Genomic DNA, 24,578 nt, shown 5'->3' on the forward strand with positions numbered 1-24,578 from the left:
CAATTTAAAATTTTGTTTCTTTTTATACTTTAATTATCTAATATAAAATATTTTGTAAAATTATAGAATAATATGTGTAAGTATTAAAATTGCAATTTTGTATATAACACATTGCTTGATTGTAATAATCTCAAGGCATATTCATCCATCCTATATCCAGTTTTATAGTAGATATGTTTAATTCCAGATTGAATTATGGCCTTAGTACAATTTAAACAAGGAAAATGGGTTACATAAATAGAACAATCTTTAACTGATATGCCTTCTTTAGCACAATAGTAAAGGGCATTTTGTTCGGCATGAATGGTTCTAATACAATGACCATCTCTCATCTCATGACCAACTTCACTACAGTGATTATCTCCAGATATACTACCATTGTATCCAGTAGATACGATTCTGTTTTCTGAGTTAACAATTATAGCTCCAACATAAGCTCTGTCACAAGTACCTCTTTCAGCTACTGTCTCACATAATCTCATAAAATACTCTTGCCATGAACATCTATTTTCAAGTTTACTTTCCAAACTAAATACCTCCAAATCTTATCTTTAATATATAAGATTTATACCTCAAAAACAGTATTAAAAACAAATTTGTTTTATAGCTAAAAGTATAAAAGATAAAATAAATTTTAAATTGTTTTTTTAATAATTAAATCTTATTTCATTAAACTTTTTATAAAATTTTCATCATAAAATATGAAAACTGTCTTAATAAAATCAAGACAGTTTTTTATAATCAAAACTTATAACACAAGTTCATATTTTTCTTTAAACTCTTTTACAGCTTCAGGCCATGCCTTTTGTTCTGTAATACCTTTTTCTTTGGCTATTTTAATTGCAATTTCTCTTATCATTGCAGCTCCTTCTAATATTCCCATTTTCAATCTCCCTTCAAGTATCTTTTTGTACAGAATATAAATAGTGCTGAAATTTCTTACATATTACATCTACTACAATATCTATACAACATATAACTTATGAATTCCTTTTATTTTTATGCGCCTTTAACCGACATATAATTATATGCATTAAGCCTTAAAATTATGAATTTGATGATAATTATTTTTTATCTTTTATATACAATTGTGTAAGTTGCAAAATAGGGTAATCAGTATTTTAATTGTTCTATTACTTTATAATATACTCAATAAAAAATAAGATTGTATGATACATCTCCAGATATTATGGAAAGATGAATTGTACTATTGGATTTATGTAATAAAATCAGTAAAAATCTAACTTATTTTACTGATTTTATACACTAAAAACTGTAGGTAAATTTGCTTTATGTTTCTCACAAATATTCCTACAGTTTCACATATTAAAGTTATATAGTTATAATTTTTTAATTGTACAATTCTAGTATTTCTAGAAAACTATCCTATAAATACTAGAATGATTAAAATTTACTAAATAATATTTTTTATTTATCTAGAATTATATATTTTTTCAATAATGTTAACTATAGCATACATTGCCCATGCACAAACAGCTAACACGAATACACCCATCATTACTAAATCTAACTTAAATACTTGACTGCCATAAACTATCAAGTATCCTATTCCATATCTTGATACTAAAAATTCTCCTACTATAACACCTACCCAAGCCATACCAATATTAATCTTAGTTAAGTTTATTAAATTTCCTGTATTTGCGGGTAATATAAGTTTAAATAGGATTTGTGATTTGCTAGCTCCAAAACTCTTTAACATCTTAATTTTTTCTTCATCTATATTCATAAAGTAATTATAGGCTGAAAGTATGGTAACAACAACGGAAATAGTTACAGCTGTTACTACAATTCCTTCTATTCCAGCACCAACCCAAACTATAATTATAGGAGCCAAAGCAGTCTTAGGAAGAGCATTTAAAACTACCAAAAATGGGTCTAATATTTTTGATAATTTTTCTGACCACCAAAGAGCAATAGCTACTAAAATACCTAAAACAGTTCCTATAACAAGACCAAGAACTGTTTCATATACAGATACTCCAATGTGTTTAAATAGTTGGCCACTAGATGCATATTGAATAAACAAATTGTAAATATCACTTGGTTTGCTGAATAGAAAAGTATTTATAACATTTAAATCAGCTAAAATCTCCCAAATTATAATAAAGCCAATTAAAATTAATAGTTGATAAAATAATACATTTCTTTTTTCTCTTTTTACACCTTTAATATAGTTTATATATCCTTCAGATCTTTTATTAAGCCTCATGTGTATCTAGCTCCTTCCATAAGATGTCGAAATACTTTTGAAAATCGGGAACTTTACGTGTTTTGAGAGGCGTTTTTGTTCCATCCATATTAAGTTCAATATCATAAATATTTTTTATAGTAGCTGGTCTTTTAGATAGTATTGCAACTTTATCTGATATGCTTATTGCTTCTGCCATCGCTACAAAAGTGCGACCTATCAGACAACGAAACTAAGTCATCTATGTCAACACCCATATAAACAATGCTAAGAGTGTTGCTAGAACTATCCCAAACTATAGAATCAATAATAGTAGACAACAATAACTTCTTATTATCCAAATTAGCATCATCAACCATATTGTTAAACTTTTCTAAATTACTAACAACAATATCTAAATTAGCACTGGCATTTTTAATATCAGCATTGTTATCTTCTAAGTTTCTAACCTTAACTTTTAATTCTTCAATTTCACTATTTAAACTTTCAATCTGAGAGATAATATAATTAGAAGCAACACTACCAGTATTTTTAGCAAGTTCTATAACTAAATTACTGATGATTTTTTCTTTATCCTTAATAAAATTCCTAAATAAATTAATCTCACTATTAATACTATTTGATGCATTATCAACTTTAATCTTATTTTCATGAAAAGCATCTATAATAGATTCTACATTACAATTTTTAATTCTTTCAATAACAATAGCTTCAACTAAAGGTCCTTTAAGATTTTTACAATTACAAGCATCAACACCAAGATTCTTTTTAGTACCACATACATAATAATACTTTAATTCTTTATCAGTTCGTTTGCCTTTATAAGTAATTCTCATATTAGAACCACACTTAGAACATTTTAAAATTCCTGATAATAAAGCAACTTTACCAGTAGCAATTCTTGGACTCTTATCACGATTAGCATCAAGTAAACCTTGAACTTCAAGCCAAGTAGTAGAATCTATAATTCCTTTATGTTTAGCAATAGCTGCGATAGGTGTAGATGTATTTTTAGCATAAGTAAGTATTCCACATTCATTATCAGGAGTACCGATAACTTCCATATTATTATTTCTAAGATATTCTACAACAACATCATTAGCTTTTACATAAACAGGACTTCTAAGTATACCAGATAATGAACTAGGGTCAAATTTACCACCACGAGGACCTTTTATTCCATTGTGATAAACATATTTGTATAATTGAGATAAAGATCTAAGTTCTAGATACTTAGCATAAACTATTTTAACAACTTCCATCTCATCATCACTAACTTCTAACTGATACATACTTCTTTCTTTTAGGTTTTCATCTAAGTATTTGATTTTTTTACTGCTAAATCCATGAGGTGTTTTACCACCTAGCCATCTCCCAGTACGAGCAAGTTCATACATATTATCTTTTATACGTTCAGCTATTGTTTCTCTTTCAAGCTGTGCAAATACACTAGATATAAACATCATAGCTCTTCCCATTGGAGTAGAAGTGTCAAATTGCTCTTTGATAGATATAAAAGATATATCTAGTTTATTTAATTTTTCTATTAGAGTAGAGAAGTCAGATACATTTCTTGATATTCTATCCAATCTATAACACACAAGATAATCAAATTTGTTTGCTTTTGCATCTTGCATCATTTTTTTAAACTGAGGTCTATCTATATTACCACCACTAAAGCCTTCATCTTCATATATTAAAAAATCTTTTATACCAACAGATTTAGCATAGTCCATACATAGTTGTATTTGATTTTCTATAGATTCACCTTTGCCCGTAAATTTTGATTTTCTTGAATAAATTGCAGCCTTCATAAGTTTAACCCCCTTAAACTTTGGTATAAATTGACTTGAATAAGTAATATTCTGGTATTCAATTTCATATCACAAAAGAGTAGATGTATTTATCAGTTCACCCCTTATAGTAGTATTTTCAATACGTATAGGTATTAATAGTGTTTTATTATTTACTTATATATAAATATATGATGTAAAGAATACATTAAATGTTAATAATACATTTTTATTGCATCATATGAAAAAATATTGATTTCGTTTTCATAGAGAAAATTTGAGACTTAATTAGTTGTGTCAAGACAAGTCTATAACCTCATAGATTAATATAATAACTCAATTAAGGCATAGGGGGGTTATATATGGATATAAAAGTTGTGGAGATTTTTCCTACAAATCCACTGGAACTAAAAAAAATAGAATCAGCTAAAGCTATATGGTTTGTAAATGCATTAAGAAAAAAGTATCCTGAGGAAGTTTTAGATAAAGCCTTTAAGATACTAGAAGAAGATTTAGAAAAAAGTGAAGCTAAAGCTTAAAATTTTGATAAGGTATACATATGATATAAGAGAGGAAAAACAAATGAGAAAATATTTGGATTCACATATATTTTATGAGACTAATGGCATTAAAAGAGAAGAGTGGTTAGAAAAAAGAAAATCGGAAATCTCCCCCCTACGTTTAAAAATAGACGTAGGGGGCATTAATATTTATTTTTTATAAAGAAGTTTCTCTTAAAACTAAATTTTCATTTCTTTCAATTAGATGTCTAATAGACCATTCATTTTGAAATAACAATACTGGATTGCTATTTTTATCTTCAACTAGTATTGTATCCATTGGTATTGAAAGCTTATCCGATTTGAAAGTATCAGGTTCAATCCAACGTATGTGACGATAAGGTAGTGTATTCATTATCATATCAACACCATATTCTTGTTTTAGACGATATTCTAAAACTTCAAATTGAAGAACTCCAACGACTCCTACAATAAGTTCTTCCATACCAAAATTAGGTTGTTTGTATATCTGTATAGTACCTTCTTCTGATAATTGTGTAAGACCTTTTAAGAACTGTTTTCTTTTAAGAGCATTCTTTGTAGATACTCTTACAAAATGTTCAGGAGCAAATTGTGGTATACCAGTGTATTGTAAATTTGATTTTTTTTCACTTAATGTATCACCAATATTAAATATTCCTGGATCATGTATCCCTATAATGTCCCCTGGATAAGCTGAATCTATTATAACACGGTCTTGGGCTACAAACTGTTGAGGTTGTGAAAGTTTAACCTTTTTATTTCTTTGTACATGAGTTACTGTCATACCTTTTTCAAATTTACCAGAGCAAATTCTTAAAAATGCAATTCTATCTCTATGAGATTTATCCATATTAGCTTGAATTTTAAATATAAATCCTGAGAAGCTATTAGAATTAGGGTCAATATCACCTAAATTACTGCTACGAGGATTTGGTGGAGGTGTTATTTCTAAGAACGATTCTAAAAATGGTTCTACACCAAAGTTGGTAAGGGCACTTCCGAAGAACACAGGCGTCAATTCACCATTTAATACTCCGTCTAAATTAAAATTATCTCCAGCAATATCTAAAAGTTCAATATCCTCTAGTAGTTTTTCATGAAGAGCATCACCTAATAAAGTATTAAATTTTTCATCAGATATATCTCCAGTTGTAGATTTAGCAATAGATTGTCCATGGTTACCATCATCAAATAGTTCAACTTGATTTTTATGACGGTTAAACACACCTTTGAACTCTTTACCAGAACCAATTGGCCAGTTTACTGGACAAGAGCGAATTCCTAGAACATTTTCAATATCTTCAAGTAGTTCAAAGGGATCCTTTCCTTGACGGTCCATTTTATTTATAAAAGTGAAAATTGGTATTCCTCTCATTTTACAAACTTGGAATAATTTCTTTGTCTGATCCTCGACACCTTTAGCAGAGTCAATAACCATTACTGCACAGTCTGCTGCCATAAGAGTCCTATAAGTGTCCTCACTAAAATCTTGATGCCCTGGAGTATCAAGAATATTTATACAAAAGTTGTTATATTCAAATTGAAGAACACTTGATGCAACAGATATACCTCTTTGTTTTTCAATTTCCATCCAGTCAGATACTGCATGTTTTTGAGATCTTCTTGATTTAACTGATCCTGCTTCACGAATGGCACCACCATATAATAGAAACTTTTCAGTTAATGTAGTTTTTCCTGCATCGGGATGGGAAATGATTGCAAAGGTTCTTCTTCTTTTAACTTCATCAATCAAGCTTAAATTTTGTTCTGTCATTTTTTATCATCCTTTATTTTAATTTTACGATTATCCAAATATAAAAAATTATATTTATTAATAGTTTTAAAATGAACATAATTTTCCATATGCTATAAAAAACTACAATCCTATTAATATTATAACTTTATTGCAAAACTGTCAATATGAAAACCTTATGAAAATAGCTTTACTATCTTACTGTATAGCACAAACCCCTTTTTAAGATTAAAAGGACTTTTTTATAATTCCTAGCTCGTTAGAAGCAATAGCACCCTCAACTATTCTACATTTCATACATATTAAGATTGACTATAACAACTTCATATTTATGAGTATTATCATGAAAAATATCTGAGTTAGAATCTAAATGGATGGATTTAAATAAAATAGATTAATTCCTAAAGTTGCACTTTTATAGAAAGTGCATCTGCCATCGCTACAAAAGTGCGACCTATCAGACAACGAAACTAAGTCATCTATGTCAACACCCATATAAACAATGCTAAGAGTGTTGCTAGAACTATCCCAAACTATAGAATCAATAATAGTAGACAACAATAACTTCTTATTATCCAAATTAGCATCATCAACCATATTGTTAAACTTTTCTAAATTACTAACAACAATATCTAAATTAGCACTGGCATTTTTAATATCAGCATTGTTATCTTCTAAGTTTCTAACCTTAACTTTTAATTCTTCAATTTCACTATTTAAACTTTCAATCTGAGAGATAATATAATTAGAAGCAACACTACCAGTATTTTTAGCAAGTTCTATAACTAAATTACTGATGATTTTTTCTTTATCCTTAATAAAATTCCTAAATAAATTAATCTCACTATTAATACTATTTGATGCATTATCAACTTTAATCTTATTTTCATGAAAAGCATCTATAATAGATTCTACATTACAATTTTTAATTCTTTCAATAACAATAGCTTCAACTAAAGGTCCTTTAAGATTTTTACAATTACAAGCATCAACACCAAGATTCTTTTTAGTACCACATACATAATAATACTTTAATTCTTTATCAGTTCGTTTGCCTTTATAAGTAATTCTCATATTAGAACCACACTTAGAACATTTTAAAATTCCTGATAATAAAGCAACTTTACCAGTAGCAATTCTTGGACTCTTATCACGATTAGCATCAAGTAAACCTTGAACTTCAAGCCAAGTAGTAGAATCTATAATTCCTTTATGTTTAGCAATAGCTGCGATAGGTGTAGATGTATTTTTAGCATAAGTAAGTATTCCACATTCATTATCAGGAGTACCGATAACTTCCATATTATTATTTCTAAGATATTCTACAACAACATCATTAGCTTTTACATAAACAGGACTTCTAAGTATACCAGATAATGAACTAGGGTCAAATTTACCACCACGAGGACCTTTTATTCCATTGTGATAAACATATTTGTATAATTGAGATAAAGATCTAAGTTCTAGATACTTAGCATAAACTATTTTAACAACTTCCATCTCATCATCACTAACTTCTAACTGATACATACTTCTTTCTTTTAGGTTTTCATCTAAGTATTTGATTTTTTTACTGCTAAATCCATGAGGTGTTTTACCACCTAGCCATCTCCCAGTACGAGCAAGTTCATACATATTATCTTTTATACGTTCAGCTATTGTTTCTCTTTCAAGCTGTGCAAATACACTAGATATAAACATCATAGCTCTTCCCATTGGAGTAGAAGTGTCAAATTGCTCTTTGATAGATATAAAAGATATATCTAGTTTATTTAATTTTTCTATTAGAGTAGAGAAGTCAGATACATTTCTTGATATTCTATCCAATCTATAACACACAAGATAATCAAATTTGTTTGCTTTTGCATCTTGCATCATTTTTTTAAACTGAGGTCTATCTATATTACCACCACTAAAGCCTTCATCTTCATATATTAAAAAATCTTTTATACCAACAGATTTAGCATAGTCCATACATAGTTGTATTTGATTTTCTATAGATTCACCTTTGCCCGTAAATTTTGATTTTCTTGAATAAATTGCAGCCTTCATAAGTTTAACCCCCTTAAACTTTGGTATAAATTGACTTGAATAAGTAATATTCTGGTATTCAATTTCATATCACAAAAGAGTAGATGTATTTATCAGTTCACCCCTTATAGTAGTATTTTCAATACGTATAGGTATTAATAGTGTTTTATTATTTACTTATATATAAATATATGATGTAAAGAATACATTAAATGTTAATAATACATTTTTATTGCATCATATGAAAAAATATTGATTTCGTTTTCATAGAGAAAATTTGAGACTTAATTAGTTGTGTCAAGACAAGTCTATAACCTCATAGATTAATATAATAACTCAATTAAGGCATAGGGGGGTTATATATGGATATAAAAGTTGTGGAGATTTTTCCTACAAATCCACTGGAACTAAAAAAAATAGAATCAGCTAAAGCTATATGGTTTGTAAATGCATTAAGAAAAAAGTATCCTGAGGAAGTTTTAGATAAAGCCTTTAAGATACTAGAAGAAGATTTAGAAAAAAGTGAAGCTAAAGCTTAAAATTTTGATAAGGTATACATATGATATAAGAGAGGAAAAACAAATGAGAAAATATTTGGATTCACATATATTTTATGAGACTAATGGCATTAAAAGAGAAGAGTGGTTAGAAAAAAGAAAATCGGAAATCTCCCCCCTACGTTTAAAAATAGACGTAGGGGGCATTAATATTTATTTTTTATAAAGAAGTTTCTCTTAAAACTAAATTTTCATTTCTTTCAATTAGATGTCTAATAGACCATTCATTTTGAAATAACAATACTGGATTGCTATTTTTATCTTCAACTAGTATTGTATCCATTGGTATTGAAAGCTTATCCGATTTGAAAGTATCAGGTTCAATCCAACGTATGTGACGATAAGGTAGTGTATTCATTATCATATCAACACCATATTCTTGTTTTAGACGATATTCTAAAACTTCAAATTGAAGAACTCCAACGACTCCTACAATAAGTTCTTCCATACCAAAATTAGGTTGTTTGTATATCTGTATAGTACCTTCTTCTGATAATTGTGTAAGACCTTTTAAGAACTGTTTTCTTTTAAGAGCATTCTTTGTAGATACTCTTACAAAATGTTCAGGAGCAAATTGTGGTATACCAGTGTATTGTAAATTTGATTTTTTTTCACTTAATGTATCACCAATATTAAATATTCCTGGATCATGTATCCCTATAATGTCCCCTGGATAAGCTGAATCTATTATAACACGGTCTTGGGCTACAAACTGTTGAGGTTGTGAAAGTTTAACCTTTTTATTTCTTTGTACATGAGTTACTGTCATACCTTTTTCAAATTTACCAGAGCAAATTCTTAAAAATGCAATTCTATCTCTATGAGATTTATCCATATTAGCTTGAATTTTAAATATAAATCCTGAGAAGCTATTAGAATTAGGGTCAATATCACCTAAATTACTGCTACGAGGATTTGGTGGAGGTGTTATTTCTAAGAACGATTCTAAAAATGGTTCTACACCAAAGTTGGTAAGGGCACTTCCGAAGAACACAGGCGTCAATTCACCATTTAATACTCCGTCTAAATTAAAATTATCTCCAGCAATATCTAAAAGTTCAATATCCTCTAGTAGTTTTTCATGAAGAGCATCACCTAATAAAGTATTAAATTTTTCATCAGATATATCTCCAGTTGTAGATTTAGCAATAGATTGTCCATGGTTACCATCATCAAATAGTTCAACTTGATTTTTATGACGGTTAAACACACCTTTGAACTCTTTACCAGAACCAATTGGCCAGTTTACTGGACAAGAGCGAATTCCTAGAACATTTTCAATATCTTCAAGTAGTTCAAAGGGATCCTTTCCTTGACGGTCCATTTTATTTATAAAAGTGAAAATTGGTATTCCTCTCATTTTACAAACTTGGAATAATTTCTTTGTCTGATCCTCGACACCTTTAGCAGAGTCAATAACCATTACTGCACAGTCTGCTGCCATAAGAGTCCTATAAGTGTCCTCACTAAAATCTTGATGCCCTGGAGTATCAAGAATATTTATACAAAAGTTGTTATATTCAAATTGAAGAACACTTGATGCAACAGATATACCTCTTTGTTTTTCAATTTCCATCCAGTCAGATACTGCATGTTTTTGAGATCTTCTTGATTTAACTGATCCTGCTTCACGAATGGCACCACCATATAATAGAAACTTTTCAGTTAATGTAGTTTTTCCTGCATCGGGATGGGAAATGATTGCAAAGGTTCTTCTTCTTTTAACTTCATCAATCAAGCTTAAATTTTGTTCTGTCATTTTTTATCATCCTTTATTTTAATTTTACGATTATCCAAATATAAAAAATTATATTTATTAATAGTTTTAAAATGAACATAATTTTCCATATGCTATAAAAAACTACAATCCTATTAATATTATAACTTTATTGCAAAACTGTCAATATGAAAACCTTATGAAAATAGCTTTACTATCTTACTGTATAGCACAAACCCCTTTTTAAGATTAAAAGGACTTTTTTATAATTCCTAGCTCGTTAGAAGCAATAGCACCCTCAACTATTCTACATTTCATACATATTAAGATTGACTATAACAACTTCATATTTATGAGTATTATCATGAAAAATATCTGAGTTAGAATCTAAATGGATGGATTTAAATAAAATAGATTAATTCCTAAAGTTGCACTTTTATAGAAAGTGCATCACCAATATCATGTGTAACTAAAATAGTAGACTTATTTTCATTTTTAATAATACTATAAACATCATCACAAACCAACAGTCTAGTTTGATAGTCAAGAGCTGAAAAAGGTTCATCTAAAAGTAAAACATCTGGATTTACAGAAAGTGTTCTAATAAGAGCAACTCTTTGTCTCATACCACCAGATAATTCTTTAGGATACATACTTCTGAAATCCCATAGTCCATAAGTCTTTAAAAGCTCTTCAACTCTATCTAAAGATTTTTTATCTTTTTTACCTTGAATTTCCAAACCAATAGTTATATTATCCATTATATTTCTCCATTCAAGCAGATTGTCTTTTTGAAACATATATCCAATATTTCCAGTAATCTTTACATCACCACTAGTTGGTTTTAAAAGATTAGTAAGAATATTTAAAATTGTAGATTTTCCGCTTCCAGAAGGACCGAGTAATGTTAGTATTTCACCTTCTTTTAAATTAAAATTGACATCCTTTAATACTTCAAGCTCGCCTTCCTTAGTGTAGAAGTTCATATTGATATTTTTAACTTCTACTATGTTGTCATTCATTATGCCACCCCCTATAACTTTTAGCTCGTATATATTATGTTATTAACATTACAACCTATTTGTACCATTTTTCATAAATATAATATAAATATTTTGTTTATTTACGTATTTTCTTAGTAACTTGTACGTATAAATTATAGATAAATAAATTATAAGGTAGGGGATAAAATTGAGTAACATAATAACTAATTTGATAGAGTCAATATTTACTAATCCAATAACTATATTATTTTTACTTGCAATAACTGTGTATTCTATTTTTAAAATTATGGAAAACAACAAGTTGTATTTGTTTGTAAGTTCAAAACTAGAAGAAATCAACCAAGACTATAAAACGAGTGTATTTTATAGCAAAATAAGGAATGATTACTATACATATAGTAAAGAAAATCCTTATGCTGATGTAAATATAACTTCGTTTGTAGAAGAAGTTGTATCAGATTTAAAATATAATAACTTACCGATATTAGAAAAAATTAGGAGCATAAAAAATTCATCTTCAATAAGTATATTACTTGGAGTTTTAGGTACATTTGTTGGGCTTTCTACAATGCTTTTATGTGTTGATACTAAAGATATTATAAATTCACTTCCTTCGACTATTAGTAGCATGCAAACTGCATTTACAACTAGTATATTTGGAGTGGTGTTTTCTCTAATTATAGGCTATTTTACAAAGATAAAAGACTGTGAACATGTTTTGATACAAATAATGTTAAAAGCTGAGAATCTACTGACTTCTGAGGTAACTCATATTAAATCAGAAAGAATGGATTTAAAAGTAGAGGAGGTAAAAAATACAATAAAACAAATAAGCAAGTCTATAGAAGCTATTGAAAAATTTGATAAAATATCTAAAGACTTAAATGATTTTAATGACGAATTTATTAGTGGAATAGAAGCTTTAAAAAGTCTTTTAGAAGGCTCTCAAAGTTCTATTAAGACATTTGACCAAAGTGTAAGAAAATTAGATAAACAGTTTAATATTTTAAATGTAAAATTTGTAAAACTGTTTGATAAGTATGATAATCAAGATAATATAAATAAGGAAATTTTATTTGATATAAAAGAATCCTCAAAAAATATATATAATTCCACTGAAAGCCAACATAAAATTAAAGATTATATAAGAAATATAAATGCAGGATTTGCTTTATATGAAAGAAGTGCTCAAGATTTGTTAACTAAATTAATGACTCATGAAAACAAAATATCTCAAAATCAAAAAATTCTTTTAGACGAAAAATATACTCTAGACGATTCAATTAAGAATCTTTCAAGTATTATTGAGAACTTTTCTAATGACTTACAAGCCAAACTAGATATAATGTTTGAGAACTCTTTAGACATTCAAGATAAGCTAGATGTTATGTTTAATAACTCCTTCATGCAAGACGAAGTTCCTCTTGATAGTGAAGACTTATTTGAAAGTAATATTGATAGTATATTTAATCCTTTAAGTGAAGAAATTTATGAGATAGAAAAGAAAGAAATAAAGGTCATAGGTGAGGATGAGTTAAATGAATAATAAATATAGAAGAACTGTTAACAGAGAATTTGAAAAGAGTAGTTTCTGGCCAACATTTACAGATTTATTATCCACTGTGTTGATGGTTGTAATTCTTATATTATTTAGTTCAGAAAGTATCTCAGGTTCAGTTGAACAGGATTTAGCTAAAAATGTGAATGCTTCTGTTGAAGATACCTTTAAAAAAAGTGGTATACCTGTGAAAGTGGATAAGGCTAATGGTCAAGTAACTTTTGGTGAAAGGACAATGTTTGATGTAGATAGTGATGTCTTGAAACCAGAGGCTAAAGAGATGTTAAAAATGTTTGTTCCAAAGTACATAGAAACTATTTATAAAGATTATGGCGACTATATATCTAAAATAGTTATAGAAGGCCATACAGACGATGTAGGAAGCTATATCTATAACTTAGATTTATCACAAAGAAGGGCATATAGCGTTGCTAAATTTATAGTAGGAGATGAAATAGGTAATTATAAATATAAAGATAAGGTAACTAAACATATTATTGCAATAGGTAGGTCAAAAGCTGAACTCTTAAAAAACGGAGATAATAGTGTAAATAGAGATGCATCTAGAAGAGTAGAGCTAAAATATGAAATAAATATTAATCAAAATAAATAGTTAAAAAATTATAAAAAAAAAGAAGGCAGTTGGTGTGAGCTTTAAGCCTTCTTTAAGGAAAAAGTTTATTTATTTTTGTTGATATTTAATATATTATAGTTTTTGGAAGAATTTTGCAATATTTTAAACATAAATGGGCGTTTAAAATGCATAACTGGGTACTACTGATGTAAAATAATTCATTTTATATAATATAAAACTTATAAGGTATCAATTTTCTATGTTATTGCTTTATAAATTATTATTTAAATATTATGTAAAAAAACATCGTAAAAACTCATATCATGTTACAATTAATTAGTAAAAGGGTAATAACTAGAATTAGTTATTACCCTTTTACTGCTGATTAAAAAATTTAGATTTAATCATTTTTTATTAACTGGTAGCCAAAACATATTCCTGAACCGCCAGCTTTTTTAATTTGATACATTGCCTGATCTGCTTTATTAATTAATTCTTCAGCATTATTTCCATCTTCTGGATAGCAAGCTATACCAACACTAGTATTACAATATATAGAACCATTTTTTAAATTCCATGGGTTTTTAAACCTTTCATGTATAAAACTTACTAAATTACGTATGTTATTTTTTGTAATGTCACCACCAATTACAGCAACAAATTCATCTCCACCATTTCTATAAACTGAATTTTTAAGAAGTGGAATTGATGAGAAGAATTCCCCCAATTTTATAAGAAACTCGTCACCAGCATCATGCCCATAATTATCATTAATTACTTTAAAACCATCAATATCGAAAAAGATTACATACCCTTGCTCATCTTCTTTAGCATTGTCAATTCTATTTTTACATTCTTCAATAAGCATTCTTCGGTTTGGAAGACCTGTTAATACATCATAATTTGCCATATATTCAATTAATTCTTCATTCTTTTTATTATCAGTTATATCTGCACTACTAACAAGATGAGCAAGACGACCATCAATCCATCTGAAAGCTGTACTAAATACTCTAAACCATGCTCCATCAAAAGGTCTTTGATAATTCCAGGTATGTACTCCTGTAATGTTGCCGTTTTCATCAATAAGATTTTCTTGTGGGCAAAACTCACAATGAGATGTCTGCCCAGGGAAAAGAACCTGCCAGCATTTCTGACCCAAAAATTGAGATATCCCACCATAAGGTTCAGCCATTGACTTGTTTACATATATAATATCATATGTATAAAAATCAATGACATAAATATCTATGCCTGTATTATTTATTATGCTTTCAAGTGCAGTCTGTGTGAAGAAAACTTTATTTCTATGTATTCTTACACTTAAATACTTTTCAAGTAGTGAAAGGACAATACATAGTGTATTAAGTTCAGAATCAGAAAAATCTATTTTCCTAGATGTAGTATTTAAAAATAAAATAAAGCCATAATTATTAAAATTCTCATCTATCACAGATATTCCAATCAAAGATTCTGCATGAAAAATATTCATAAAATCAATCTCACATGGTTTATAATTTTTATTTTTATTTAAATAAATTATTTTCTGATGAGCTAATTGCTTTTGAAAATCCGATTCAATTTCATATGCATTGAAACTATTACATAATTTTATGTCACTCAAACTGTAATTCTCAATTAAATTAAAATGATTATATTGGTCTACTTCATATACTAGAGCACATTCAAACGAAAAACTATTACATATAAGTTCAAGCGATTTAGTGACTTTTTTTGTATCTATTTGTTTTCCAATAATTATATCAGCTAATGCTAGAATGAGTGTATAATGTGAATTATCTTTCATTTTTACCTCCTGAGTAAAAATTCTGTCAATAACTCATCCTTTAGCTAGGTTTGAAATGGGAATTTCTTTCCTCAAATATAGGTTATGATAGTTAAACTGACAGTTATCAAAATCTAGAAATATATTTTTATATTACTAAGAATAGCTTATTTAGCTATTTTCTCTTGGTTAATACATATATTATAGTATATTTTTCCAATGGATTAAAGCTTAAAAATCCTTTATTTTGTAATTTATCATCATTACTATTATATTAAATATTATTACTTAAAAATATATAAAAAGTTAATAAATTATATTATTAAAATAAAAAAAGTTGAGATATTATTGTTTTATTATTAATACAAGATAAATTAACTGTATAGGATAAATATTGATATCAAATGGCTAATTATGATAGAATAAGTCGGTAGATGACATAAAGTATTGTGAAAATGGAGGAGTAAGTTATGATAGAAGGTAATATAAAAAACAAAAGAAATTGTAAAATTAAAGCTTTGGTATTTTTATTGATAATTTCTATATCTATTTATTTAACTGGATGTAGTAGTGCAACAGACAGTGAAAATAATCAATCAAATAACCAAGAAACTTTATCTAGTAGTATATCAAATGATAAAAATATAAAAATTCATTTTATTAATACTGGAAATAGTGATGCAATATTAATTCAAGAGGGCAAAACTTTTACGTTGATAGATGGGGGAGATAACGATGATGAGAATTTAATGGTAGACTACCTAAATAATCAAGGGGTAAAAGATATTAAGTATCTTATAGCTACTCATTCTCATGCAGACCATCTAGGGGGACTTGATTCTGTTGTAAAAAATTTCAATATAGAAAATGTTTTTGTATCAAATGGTTCAGCAGAAACAAAGAGTTACAGAGATTTTATAAATGCTTTAGCAAATAAGGATTTATCTCCAAGTGTACCTCTTGAAAATAAAAAGTTTTATCTTGAAGACTCCTATTTTGAAGTTCTAAATACAAATGGAGGAGATACTACTAATGAACAATCACTAGTACTTGCATATACTAATGGTAACGATAAAGCCTTATTTACAGGTGATGCTGAGGAAGGTACAGAAAAAGAAATACTATCAAAACTTGGAGAAGTAGACCTTTTAAAAGTAGCTCATCATGGTTCTCGTAGTAGTTCATCTCAGGCTTTTTTAAATAAAGTAAACCCTGAATATGCAGTAATTTTAGTTGGGAAAGGTAATTCATATGGTCATCCACATGAGGAAACAATGAACAAATTAAAAAAGATGGGTGTAAAAGTACATAGAAGTGACGAATGTTCAGATATAGTATTTGAATCTACAGGTGATGGAGTTTTTACAAGCTGTAAAGATGGAAGTTACAAAAAGGGTGTTAGAGAAGATGGAAACTACGAAAATTTAAATAACAATACAGACAAAAATGAATCCTTAAATAAGGAACAAAATGTATCAAATTCGTCAAAAACAGTGTATTTTACTCCAAAAGGGAAGAGTTATCACTCAACTAAAAATTGTAGTGGGCTTTCAAGAAGTAAAAAAATATTATCAGGTACAATTGCAGAAAGTAAGAAAAATGACCCATGTGATATATGTTATGGAAAGCAATAGTTAAAATATCAATAGCTAAAGTATGAGAAATAATAAATAAAAAGCATTAAATATTATAAAAAAGTAAATGCATATAAAAATAAGCTATTCCAAACAGATAAAATAAAGAAATTAAGATATATTTTATCTATTAAATAGCTTATTTTTTTGATATTCTTTAATAGTTATTTTATAACTCTAAATACACCAGTTACAATACCTACAATTTCAACTTCTGAGTCTTTAAGCATAATTGGTTCCATAAAATCATTTTCTGGTTGAAGTCTTATAGAGTTTCCTTCTTTAAAGAATCTCTTGACCGTCGCAGATTCACCATTTATAAGTGCAACCACTATCTGAGAATTTAAGGCTGTATTTTTTTTGTCTACTACAACGTAATCTTCATCTAAAATTCCTGCATTAATCATACTTTCGCCTTTTACTTTTAATACAAAATTATTACTGCCCTTTACTAAACTGGCAGGGAATGGAATATATTCCTCTATGTTTTGTTGAGCTAAAATGGGTTCTCCAGCTGTTATTTGACCTACTAAAGGAAGTTCTATTATTTCCTGGTTAGCTCCAGAAACATCATTGACTTTACTACGCTCTAAAACTTCAATAGCTCTTGGTTTAGTAGGGTCTTTTCTTATGTATCCCAGTTTTTCAAGTTTATTTAGATGAGAGTGCACAGTTGAAGTAGATCGTAACCCTACAGCAGTACATATTTCTCTTACAGCAGGTGGATAGCCTTTTAATATGATTTGAGATTTTATAAATTCCAGTATTAAAACTTGCTTTTCAGTTAGATCTAAATACATAACATCACTCATTTCCAAACATATTTTGTTTTTATTTCCATACATTTATATTTTTAATTATAACATAATCCATTTATATCTGCAAACATTTGTTCCTGATTTTTAATCATCTTCAATCCATTCAAAATTCTTAACTATATCACGTTTTACATTTTTTTTATGTGCGGCATAAAGTTGAGTAGTCGTGACATTATCATGGTCGAGTAAATTTTGAACATCATATATAGAAAATCCTGTTTGAATCAGAGAAGTTGCAGCAGTTGCTCTTAATTTATGAGGGCTATATCCATTATCTCTAGTTGTATCTAATGGAATAGAGGTATATTTTTTTACAAGTGTTCTTATAGCTTTTGCTGTAATCCTCTTATTTTGAAGAGATAAGAACAATGCATCTTTAACTTCATCATCTAGTAAGTCATCTCTTGTTCTCTCATTTTGTAAATAATCTTTTATTACATGTTCACAAGTATGATTTATAGGCATTAAGACTTCTTTTCCACGTTTTCTATATATTTTAAATTCACCTCTTGAAAAATTAAAAGAGGAGATATTAAGTTCTCTGAGTTCATTTAATCTAAGCCCATATGTAACAAATAGAGCTAATATAGCCTTATCACGTAATCTAGTTTTTTTCCAATAAACTTTTTCTTTTTCAGTAAGACCTTCACCTGTTTCTACTGACTCTAACATTTTTGCAACTTCATCTATTTCAAGACGCTTGATAGCATCTGGTTGTGGTTTAGGTAGCTTTATTGGATTAAATCCATCAGTTATGTTACTATCTATTTGAGAATTTCTATATAAAAATTTAAATAGAGTAGAGATGGATGATTTTTTTCTTGCCAGAGCTCTATTGTTATTTTCAAAAATCAATGTATTTTTCTCTGTATTTTTATAATATCTACTGCAATAATCACCTAAAAATAAGTTTATATCTCTTGATTTTATCATGTTAAAATCACTTTCTGTAATGTCCTTTATACAATCTGCACTTGTTAATTCCTTTGTCTCAATCATGTATAAACAGAAAAACTTTATATCTTCTAAATAAGCAAGTCGTGTAGAGACAGCAACAGAACCTTTTAGATATATAAAATAATCTTTCATAAATGCAGGAAGTTTATTTTCCAAAAGTAGACATTTTTCTATAAGTTCGTTTTCTTTGATGACAATATTATCAGGTTTATCAGATTTATTATGTACTTTTATAATTTTCTTATCATTATTCAAATTTAAACCTCCTAAAATTAAAATATGAATATTTGTAAGTTATTTTTATTAATAACAATGTAGCTATGTTAGCATAAATATTTAATTTAATCAATTAATGTATTTTTTAAGAGATTAGTAGTGCTCTAATTGGTTTTTGCACTAACTATTCCCTAAATCCACATTTAAAGACTAGTTGAATTCAAATGCTCTTTTTAAATTTCTCAATATATACTTAATAAGTATTTACTAAAATATATTGAGAAATTTTATGTTTTATTAAACTCTCTTTCAATTTTGAATTTTACTATCTTTTCAATGAAAGTAAAATAGTATAAGATTTAATATCTTAATTAAAATTTTTAAATGGACTTACCAAACTAAAAATATAAGATATTATGAGAGTTACTATTGAAAAAATAACACCTATTGTCATAAAAAAACTTATAAATATATTGTACTTCACTATTAAATTAGAAATATTTAAGCTATTAAGCCCAAATAAGTATATAATTAAACTAATTGCAAATATAATTATAACTATAAAACTCAAACCCTTTAAACTGCTTTTTAAATCGGCACTACTAAGTGACATATGAGTGGAAATTGAATACATTAAAAACATAAATATAAAATATCTTAATGAATATATATCAGGCGTTAACAATATTATTTTTACAAAATTAAAAATATCATCTAAAATAATCTGTGTAAAACCTGCTATATTAAAGTTATTAATCATACTTACATATAACCTTAAATCTATGCTTTGTATTATTTTAATATAGCTATCTGGTAATAGTATTCTAAAAAGTAAAATAATTATCATTGTTCCACCTATAATTGGAGCGATTCCTATAAAGAAATTTCCTATACTCTGATAAATATTATCTTTTTTATAGCTATGATTTACATATCCTAATACTCCATCATTTTTACTTTCAATTGGTCTAAAGAATTTTACTGAATTTATTTTATGCATAAAAATCAAACACATTATTAAATGACTCAATTCATGTACAAAAGTTCCTATAGCTCCAGTTACAATGACACCAGTTTTTCCAAAAGATAAAAAGATATATTTATTATTTAAATTTTCTATAATACTAAAAATCAATCCAAATACAATAAATATTCCTATAAAACAAAAGATATTTATTATACTTATTTTAAAAATCTCAACTATATGAATCATAAACTATGACCTCGCATTTAAGTATTCAACTACTCTATCTCATATCCATTACAGTTTAAAATTTTACAAGCATTTTTTATATCTTTTTCTTTGATTAAAATATAATCTGTATCATATGTAGAAATTGCAAATATACTTATTTTATTATCAGCTAATAACCCACTTATCTTAGATAAAATTCCTATAAGTGAAAAATCTAAAGGGCCTAAGATTTTAAGTATTCTCCATTCTTTTTCTGACTTAATATCAGAAGGAATATTGTTATTTGAACATACAATGCTCAATTCATCATCAGTTTTAGTTATAGAGTAAAATTTTTCTGTATCTATCCATGTTGGTATTTTACTGTTATTATTTAATCTACATACTGCATACTCTTCTAAAAATAGTTTTAATTTCATAATATACATCTCCTTCAAACTTATTTGTTTAATTAAGATTATACATTAAAATTTATATAAAATAAAATATATCGAAGTAAAAAAGGTTCACTACAGGACATCATTTCCATAGTCAACCTTTAAAACTTGATTAAATTCTAACAAAAAGATATATTATCTAGGTTCAATTATAAGTTTGATGGCAGTTTTCTTATCACCTTCGATTTCTATATCAGTAAATGCGGGAATACACACTAAGTCCATTCCACTAGGTGCAACAAATCCTCTTGCTATTGCAATTGATTTTATTGCTTGATTTAGAGCTCCAGCTCCTATAGCTTGTATTTCTGCAATACCTCGCTCTCTCAGTACTCCAGCCAAAGCTCCAGCTACAGAATTAGGATTAGATTTTGATGAAACTTTTAGTACTTCCATTTCAACATCTCCTTGTTAATTTGTTAAAGTATCCATTACCTAAAGTACTAAATCACAATTGCCATTTACTAATTACAATCATCATTTAAAGTATACTTTTATAAAAATATACTTCTATAATAGATTTAAGAAAACCTTTATTTTTTAAAACCATTTTATAATGAAAAATCTACAAATTTCTTTATATTCTATAAGCATTTTCCAATATTTCTAAATTTATTATACCTTTGAGACATTATTTCTTCTTTAGGCATATCTTTATAATGATTTAATCTTTCTAAAATATAAGACTTCATTTCCTTTGAAACAGCTTCTACATCTTTTTGTGCACCACCAAGAGGTTCTTTTATAATCTTATCTATTATTTTTAAATCATATAAATCATTACTTGTAAGTTTCATAACATCACAAGCTTCCTTTGCTTTAGATGAATCTTTAAATAAGATACTCGAAAGACCTTCAGGTGAAATTACAGAATAAACCGAGTGTTCTAACATACACACATCATTGCCTACTCCAATTCCTAAAGCTCCTCCACTACCACCTTCACCAATTACAAAGGTAATTACTGGAACAGAAAGTTTACTCATTTCAAGTAAGTTTCTTGCAATAGCTTCTCCTTGTCCTCTTTCTTCTGCCTCTAGGCCACAAAATGCTCCTGATGTATCAATAAATGTCACTATCGGTCTGTCAAATTTTTCAGCTTGCTTCATAAGTCTTAACGCTTTTCTATATCCTTCTGGATGAGGCATACCAAAGTTTCTTTTTATATTTTCTTTAGTATCTCTTCCCTTTTGGTGACCAACTATAGTAACATTGAATTTTCCTATTTGCCCTATTCCTCCAACTATAGAAGGGTCATCTTTATAAAGCCTATCTCCATGAAGCTCTAAAAAATTAGAACAAATATGTTCTATGTATTCCAAAGTTGTAGGTCTTTTTATATCTCTACTTAACACTACCTTTTCATATGGTGATAGATGTGAAAAGGCATCTTCTCTAAGCTTTGCTAATTTTTCATTAAGGGAATTTATTTTATCACTTAAATCTATGTTATTTGCCTCAGAAATAGCTATTAATTGTTTGATATCATTTTCCAAGACTTTTATTTTATCATTATTATTTTCAATCAAAACAGTTCCTCCTTTATGCCCTATTTCTTGTGCATAGCAAGAATTTGATACAATACTTCCTTCATTTTTCTTCTATCTACTATCATGTCAATAAAACCTTTTTCAAGTAAAAACTCAGAAGTTTGAAATCCTTCAGGAAGTTTTTGATTTATTGTTTGTTCTATTACTCTTGGTCCTGCAAAACCGATTAATGTATTTGGTTCAGAAATTATAATATCTCCAAGCATAGCAAAACTAGCAGTTACGCCTCCAGTAGTAGGGTCAGTTAAAACTGATATATATGGTAATGACTTTTCTTCAAGCTTAGCAAGTGCCTGAGAAGTCTTTGCCATTTGCATAAGAGATACCATACCTTCTTGCATTCTAGCTCCTCCTGAAGCAGAACAAATAATTATAGGTAAATTGTTTTTGGCAGCATATTCTATTGAGTAAGTTATTTTTTCTCCAACAATAGAACCCATGCTTCCCATCATAAAATCAGGATTCATTACACAAATAACTGTTTTAATTCCATTTAATCTTCCATAACCTGTGACAACAGCTTCTGACTCATTCGTTTTTTCCTTATAAGAGTCTACTTTTTCTTTATATTTAGGAAAGTTTAATGGATTTTGAAATTCTATATCAGAATTAAATTCCATAAAAGTCCCTTTATCAATCAATAAATTTATTCTATTTCGAACTCTTAAACCATAATGTCTTGAGCATTTTGGACATACAAATGAATTTTCTTCTATGTCTTTTCTAAATACATGACTATTACATCCTTTGCAATAAGTCCAAAATTTATCATCTACACTATTCTTTTTAAAGTTGTCATCTAAAGAAATCGTAACATACTTAGATTCTTTTGATGATAAAAATTTTTTTATCATAATCTATTTACTCCTTATAATGTAGCAAATTCTTTCTTCATAAAGACATCTTCTATAAATTTGGTATGATGAGTATCTTTTCTAAACTCTTCACTTGTTACAAGTGCCTTTTGGAATTCTACATTTGTATTAATACCTTCTACAATAATTTCATCTAGAGCTCTATAAATTCTATTTATACATTCTTCTCTAGTCTCAGCCCAACATATTAATTTACCTATCATAGAATCATATAAAGGTGGTATAGTATATCCTGTATATACAAAAGTATCAAATCTAACGCCAAAACCTCCAGGTAAATTTAATGACTCTATTTTACCTGGTGATGGAGCAAAATTATTTGATGAATCTTCAGCATTTATTCTACACTCAATAGCATGACCTCTAAAAACAACATCTTCTTGTTTAAAAGGTATTTCTTCTCCATTAGCTATAGATATTTGAAGTTTTATAAGGTCAAGATTTGTTACCATCTCTGTGACTGGATGTTCAACTTGTATTCTTGTATTCATCTCTATAAAATAAAAGTTTTTATCTTTATCAACTATAAATTCAATAGTACCAGCACCAATATAACCTACACCTTTTACTATATCCACTGCAATTTTATGAAGATTTATTCTTTCTTCATCTGAAAGGTATGGACTTAAAGACTCTTCTATTACTTTTTGATTTCTTCTTTGCATAGAACAATCTCTATCACCTAAATGTATTGCATTTGAATGTTTATCACCAAATACTTGTACTTCTATATGTCTAGGATTTTCTATGAATTTTTCCATATATAAATCGCTATTAGAAAATGCTGCTAAAGCTTCTGAACTTGCCATATCAAAATTTGAAAAAAGCTCTTCTTCCTTTCTAACGATTCTCATACCTTTTCCACCGCCTCCACTTGAGGCTTTTATCATAACAGGATAGCCAATTTCTCTTGCAACTTCTAAAGCTTCTTCCTTAGTTTTTAAAACAGACTCTGAACCAGGAACAACAGGGATATTTAATTCCATCATAGTTTCTCTCGCTCTAGATTTATCTCCCATCAAAATCATTTGTTCTCTTGTTGGACCTATAAAAATAATATTATTCTCTTCACATTGTTTTGCAAATTCAGGGTTTTCTGATAAAAAGCCAAAACCTGGATGAATAGCATCACATTTTAATTTAAGAGCAAGGTATATAATATTTTCTATGTTATTATAACTCTTGCTTATATTGTTTGGCCCTATGCAAATAGATTCATCAGCTATATATCTATGAAAACAATCTTTATCTATTTCAGAATAGATAGCGACAGTTTTTATGCCTAGTTCTTTACACGTTCTGATGATTCTAACTGCTATATCACCTCTATTTGCAACTAGTATTTTTTTTATCAACTTAAATACCTCCT

23 protein-coding genes are annotated in these 24,578 nt (G+C 27.9%); 5 read left to right on the top strand and 18 right to left on the bottom strand.

The window, feature by feature from the left end; all coding sequences use genetic code 11:
• Positions 1 to 83: 83 nt before the first annotated feature.
• The 5 genes from IC219_RS02255 to IC219_RS02270 form a co-directional block, all read right to left on the bottom strand.
• On the bottom strand, positions 84 to 527 hold the full coding sequence (locus IC219_RS02255) for a deoxycytidylate deaminase (RefSeq protein ID WP_227435208.1): 444 nt from the start codon (positions 525 to 527) through the stop codon (positions 84 to 86).
• A 221-nt stretch (positions 528 to 748) separates the two neighbouring features.
• Positions 749 to 883 (bottom strand): hypothetical protein, encoded by a 135-nt coding sequence (locus tag IC219_RS21610; RefSeq protein ID WP_009889851.1) that lies wholly within the window; start codon positions 881 to 883, stop codon positions 749 to 751.
• A 549-nt stretch (positions 884 to 1,432) separates the two neighbouring features.
• Positions 1,433 to 2,233 carry an ABC transporter permease gene (locus IC219_RS02260; protein WP_227435206.1) on the bottom strand — a complete coding sequence of 267 codons (801 nt, stop codon included), beginning with the start codon at positions 2,231 to 2,233 and terminating at the stop codon, positions 1,433 to 1,435.
• Positions 2,223 to 2,411 carry a sulfonate/nitrate/taurine transporter ATP-binding protein gene (locus IC219_RS02265; protein WP_074014355.1) on the bottom strand — a complete coding sequence of 63 codons (189 nt, stop codon included), beginning with the start codon at positions 2,409 to 2,411 and terminating at the stop codon, positions 2,223 to 2,225. Before IC219_RS02265 ends, IC219_RS02260 begins: the two co-directional genes overlap by 11 nt.
• On the bottom strand, positions 2,383 to 4,026 hold the full coding sequence (locus tag IC219_RS02270; RefSeq protein WP_227853309.1) for a recombinase family protein: 1,644 nt from the start codon (positions 4,024 to 4,026) through the stop codon (positions 2,383 to 2,385). Before IC219_RS02270 ends, IC219_RS02265 begins: the two co-directional genes overlap by 29 nt.
• Before the next feature lie 341 nt (positions 4,027 to 4,367).
• Here IC219_RS02270 and IC219_RS02275 point away from each other — a divergent pair, with 341 nt between their 5' ends.
• Complete coding sequence (locus IC219_RS02275; protein ID WP_227437652.1) at positions 4,368 to 4,544, top strand: hypothetical protein; 177 nt, start codon at positions 4,368 to 4,370, stop codon at positions 4,542 to 4,544.
• Positions 4,545 to 4,722: 178 nt separating this feature from the next.
• On the opposite strand, the gene IC219_RS02280 is transcribed toward IC219_RS02275, so the two are convergent.
• Positions 4,723 to 6,321 (bottom strand): peptide chain release factor 3, encoded by a 1,599-nt coding sequence (locus IC219_RS02280; RefSeq protein ID WP_227437655.1) that lies wholly within the window; start codon positions 6,319 to 6,321, stop codon positions 4,723 to 4,725.
• A gap of 345 nt (positions 6,322 to 6,666) precedes the next feature.
• On the bottom strand, positions 6,667 to 8,352 hold the full coding sequence (locus IC219_RS02285) for a recombinase family protein (protein WP_227830549.1): 1,686 nt from the start codon (positions 8,350 to 8,352) through the stop codon (positions 6,667 to 6,669).
• A 341-nt stretch (positions 8,353 to 8,693) separates the two neighbouring features.
• On the opposite strand from IC219_RS02285, the gene IC219_RS02290 reads away from it, so the two are divergent.
• Positions 8,694 to 8,870 carry a hypothetical protein gene (locus tag IC219_RS02290; protein ID WP_227437652.1) on the top strand — a complete coding sequence of 59 codons (177 nt, stop codon included), beginning with the start codon at positions 8,694 to 8,696 and terminating at the stop codon, positions 8,868 to 8,870.
• 178 nt (positions 8,871 to 9,048) lie between these two features.
• On the opposite strand, the gene IC219_RS02295 is transcribed toward IC219_RS02290, so the two are convergent.
• Both IC219_RS02295 and IC219_RS02300 read right to left on the bottom strand, forming a co-directional pair.
• A complete protein-coding gene (locus tag IC219_RS02295) occupies positions 9,049 to 10,647 on the bottom strand; it encodes a peptide chain release factor 3 (protein WP_227437655.1) in 1,599 nt (532 codons plus the stop codon).
• A gap of 380 nt (positions 10,648 to 11,027) precedes the next feature.
• Positions 11,028 to 11,627 (bottom strand): ABC transporter ATP-binding protein, encoded by a 600-nt coding sequence (locus IC219_RS02300; protein WP_227482658.1) that lies wholly within the window; start codon positions 11,625 to 11,627, stop codon positions 11,028 to 11,030.
• A 169-nt stretch (positions 11,628 to 11,796) separates the two neighbouring features.
• Here IC219_RS02300 and IC219_RS02305 point away from each other — a divergent pair, with 169 nt between their 5' ends.
• Both IC219_RS02305 and IC219_RS02310 read left to right on the top strand, forming a co-directional pair.
• On the top strand, positions 11,797 to 13,155 hold the full coding sequence (locus tag IC219_RS02305; protein ID WP_227435203.1) for a hypothetical protein: 1,359 nt from the start codon (positions 11,797 to 11,799) through the stop codon (positions 13,153 to 13,155).
• On the top strand, positions 13,148 to 13,780 hold the full coding sequence (locus IC219_RS02310; RefSeq protein WP_227435201.1) for an OmpA family protein: 633 nt from the start codon (positions 13,148 to 13,150) through the stop codon (positions 13,778 to 13,780). Before IC219_RS02305 ends, IC219_RS02310 begins: the two co-directional genes overlap by 8 nt.
• 361 nt (positions 13,781 to 14,141) lie before the next feature.
• Here the strand turns inward: IC219_RS02310 and IC219_RS02315 are convergent, their stop codons facing one another.
• Complete coding sequence (locus IC219_RS02315) at positions 14,142 to 15,548, bottom strand: sensor domain-containing diguanylate cyclase (protein WP_227830550.1); 1,407 nt, start codon at positions 15,546 to 15,548, stop codon at positions 14,142 to 14,144.
• 449 nt (positions 15,549 to 15,997) lie between these two features.
• On the opposite strand from IC219_RS02315, the gene IC219_RS02320 reads away from it, so the two are divergent.
• Positions 15,998 to 17,161, top strand: coding sequence for a ComEC/Rec2 family competence protein (locus IC219_RS02320; protein ID WP_227823933.1), 1,164 nt, complete (start codon positions 15,998 to 16,000; stop codon positions 17,159 to 17,161).
• Between the two features lie 164 nt (positions 17,162 to 17,325).
• Here the strand turns inward: IC219_RS02320 and lexA are convergent, their stop codons facing one another.
• The 8 genes from lexA to accC form a co-directional block, all read right to left on the bottom strand.
• Positions 17,326 to 17,961, bottom strand: a complete 636-nt coding sequence (gene lexA / locus IC219_RS02325; protein WP_227435195.1) for a transcriptional repressor LexA — start codon at positions 17,959 to 17,961, stop codon at positions 17,326 to 17,328.
• Positions 17,962 to 18,063: 102 nt separating this feature from the next.
• Positions 18,064 to 19,191: a tyrosine-type recombinase/integrase gene (locus IC219_RS02330; RefSeq protein WP_227482655.1), complete on the bottom strand. Its 1,128-nt coding sequence runs from the start codon at positions 19,189 to 19,191 to the stop codon at positions 18,064 to 18,066.
• 328 nt (positions 19,192 to 19,519) lie between these two features.
• Positions 19,520 to 20,365: a hypothetical protein gene (locus IC219_RS02335; protein WP_227830551.1), complete on the bottom strand. Its 846-nt coding sequence runs from the start codon at positions 20,363 to 20,365 to the stop codon at positions 19,520 to 19,522.
• Between the two features lie 29 nt (positions 20,366 to 20,394).
• Positions 20,395 to 20,766, bottom strand: a complete 372-nt coding sequence (locus IC219_RS02340) for an ACT domain-containing protein (RefSeq protein ID WP_227435185.1) — start codon at positions 20,764 to 20,766, stop codon at positions 20,395 to 20,397.
• A 153-nt stretch (positions 20,767 to 20,919) separates the two neighbouring features.
• Positions 20,920 to 21,180 carry a stage V sporulation protein S gene (locus IC219_RS02345; protein ID WP_003424039.1) on the bottom strand — a complete coding sequence of 87 codons (261 nt, stop codon included), beginning with the start codon at positions 21,178 to 21,180 and terminating at the stop codon, positions 20,920 to 20,922.
• Between the two features lie 188 nt (positions 21,181 to 21,368).
• Entirely contained in the window at positions 21,369 to 22,313 is a 945-nt protein-coding gene (locus tag IC219_RS02350; protein WP_227435182.1) for an acetyl-CoA carboxylase carboxyltransferase subunit alpha, read from the bottom strand.
• 20 nt (positions 22,314 to 22,333) lie between these two features.
• Positions 22,334 to 23,188, bottom strand: coding sequence for an acetyl-CoA carboxylase, carboxyltransferase subunit beta (gene accD / locus IC219_RS02355; RefSeq protein WP_227435179.1), 855 nt, complete (start codon positions 23,186 to 23,188; stop codon positions 22,334 to 22,336).
• 14 nt (positions 23,189 to 23,202) lie between these two features.
• Positions 23,203 to 24,564: an acetyl-CoA carboxylase biotin carboxylase subunit gene (gene accC, locus IC219_RS02360; RefSeq protein WP_227435176.1), complete on the bottom strand. Its 1,362-nt coding sequence runs from the start codon at positions 24,562 to 24,564 to the stop codon at positions 23,203 to 23,205.
• Positions 24,565 to 24,578 lie beyond the last annotated feature (14 nt).

Source organism: Clostridioides sp. ES-W-0018-02 (genome assembly GCF_020658175.1).
Lineage (GTDB): Bacteria > Bacillota > Clostridia > Peptostreptococcales > Peptostreptococcaceae > Clostridioides.

Excerpts from the sequence above, each read along its gene's own strand:
- IC219_RS21610 (WP_009889851.1), bottom strand. The coding sequence starts at position 883 with ATGGGAATATTAGAAGGAGCTGCAATGATAAGAGAAATTGCAATTAAA.
- IC219_RS02260 (WP_227435206.1), bottom strand. The coding sequence starts at position 2,233 with ATGAGGCTTAATAAAAGATCTGAAGGATATATAAACTATATTAAAGGT.
- IC219_RS02265 (WP_074014355.1), bottom strand. The coding sequence starts at position 2,411 with ATGGCAGAAGCAATAAGCATATCAGATAAAGTTGCAATACTATCTAAA.
- IC219_RS02270 (WP_227853309.1), bottom strand. The coding sequence starts at position 4,026 with ATGAAGGCTGCAATTTATTCAAGAAAATCAAAATTTACGGGCAAAGGT.
- IC219_RS02275 (WP_227437652.1), top strand. The coding sequence starts at position 4,368 with ATGGATATAAAAGTTGTGGAGATTTTTCCTACAAATCCACTGGAACTA.
- IC219_RS02280 (WP_227437655.1), bottom strand. The coding sequence starts at position 6,321 with ATGACAGAACAAAATTTAAGCTTGATTGATGAAGTTAAAAGAAGAAGA.
- IC219_RS02285 (WP_227830549.1), bottom strand. The coding sequence starts at position 8,352 with ATGAAGGCTGCAATTTATTCAAGAAAATCAAAATTTACGGGCAAAGGT.
- IC219_RS02290 (WP_227437652.1), top strand. The coding sequence starts at position 8,694 with ATGGATATAAAAGTTGTGGAGATTTTTCCTACAAATCCACTGGAACTA.
- IC219_RS02295 (WP_227437655.1), bottom strand. The coding sequence starts at position 10,647 with ATGACAGAACAAAATTTAAGCTTGATTGATGAAGTTAAAAGAAGAAGA.
- IC219_RS02300 (WP_227482658.1), bottom strand. The coding sequence starts at position 11,627 with ATGAATGACAACATAGTAGAAGTTAAAAATATCAATATGAACTTCTAC.
- IC219_RS02310 (WP_227435201.1), top strand. The coding sequence starts at position 13,148 with ATGAATAATAAATATAGAAGAACTGTTAACAGAGAATTTGAAAAGAGT.
- IC219_RS02315 (WP_227830550.1), bottom strand. The coding sequence starts at position 15,548 with ATGAAAGATAATTCACATTATACACTCATTCTAGCATTAGCTGATATA.
- IC219_RS02320 (WP_227823933.1), top strand. The coding sequence starts at position 15,998 with ATGATAGAAGGTAATATAAAAAACAAAAGAAATTGTAAAATTAAAGCT.
- lexA (WP_227435195.1), bottom strand. The coding sequence starts at position 17,961 with ATGTATTTAGATCTAACTGAAAAGCAAGTTTTAATACTGGAATTTATA.
- IC219_RS02335 (WP_227830551.1), bottom strand. The coding sequence starts at position 20,365 with ATGATTCATATAGTTGAGATTTTTAAAATAAGTATAATAAATATCTTT.
- IC219_RS02340 (WP_227435185.1), bottom strand. The coding sequence starts at position 20,766 with ATGAAATTAAAACTATTTTTAGAAGAGTATGCAGTATGTAGATTAAAT.
- IC219_RS02345 (WP_003424039.1), bottom strand. The coding sequence starts at position 21,180 with ATGGAAGTACTAAAAGTTTCATCAAAATCTAATCCTAATTCTGTAGCT.
- accD (WP_227435179.1), bottom strand. The coding sequence starts at position 23,188 with ATGATAAAAAAATTTTTATCATCAAAAGAATCTAAGTATGTTACGATT.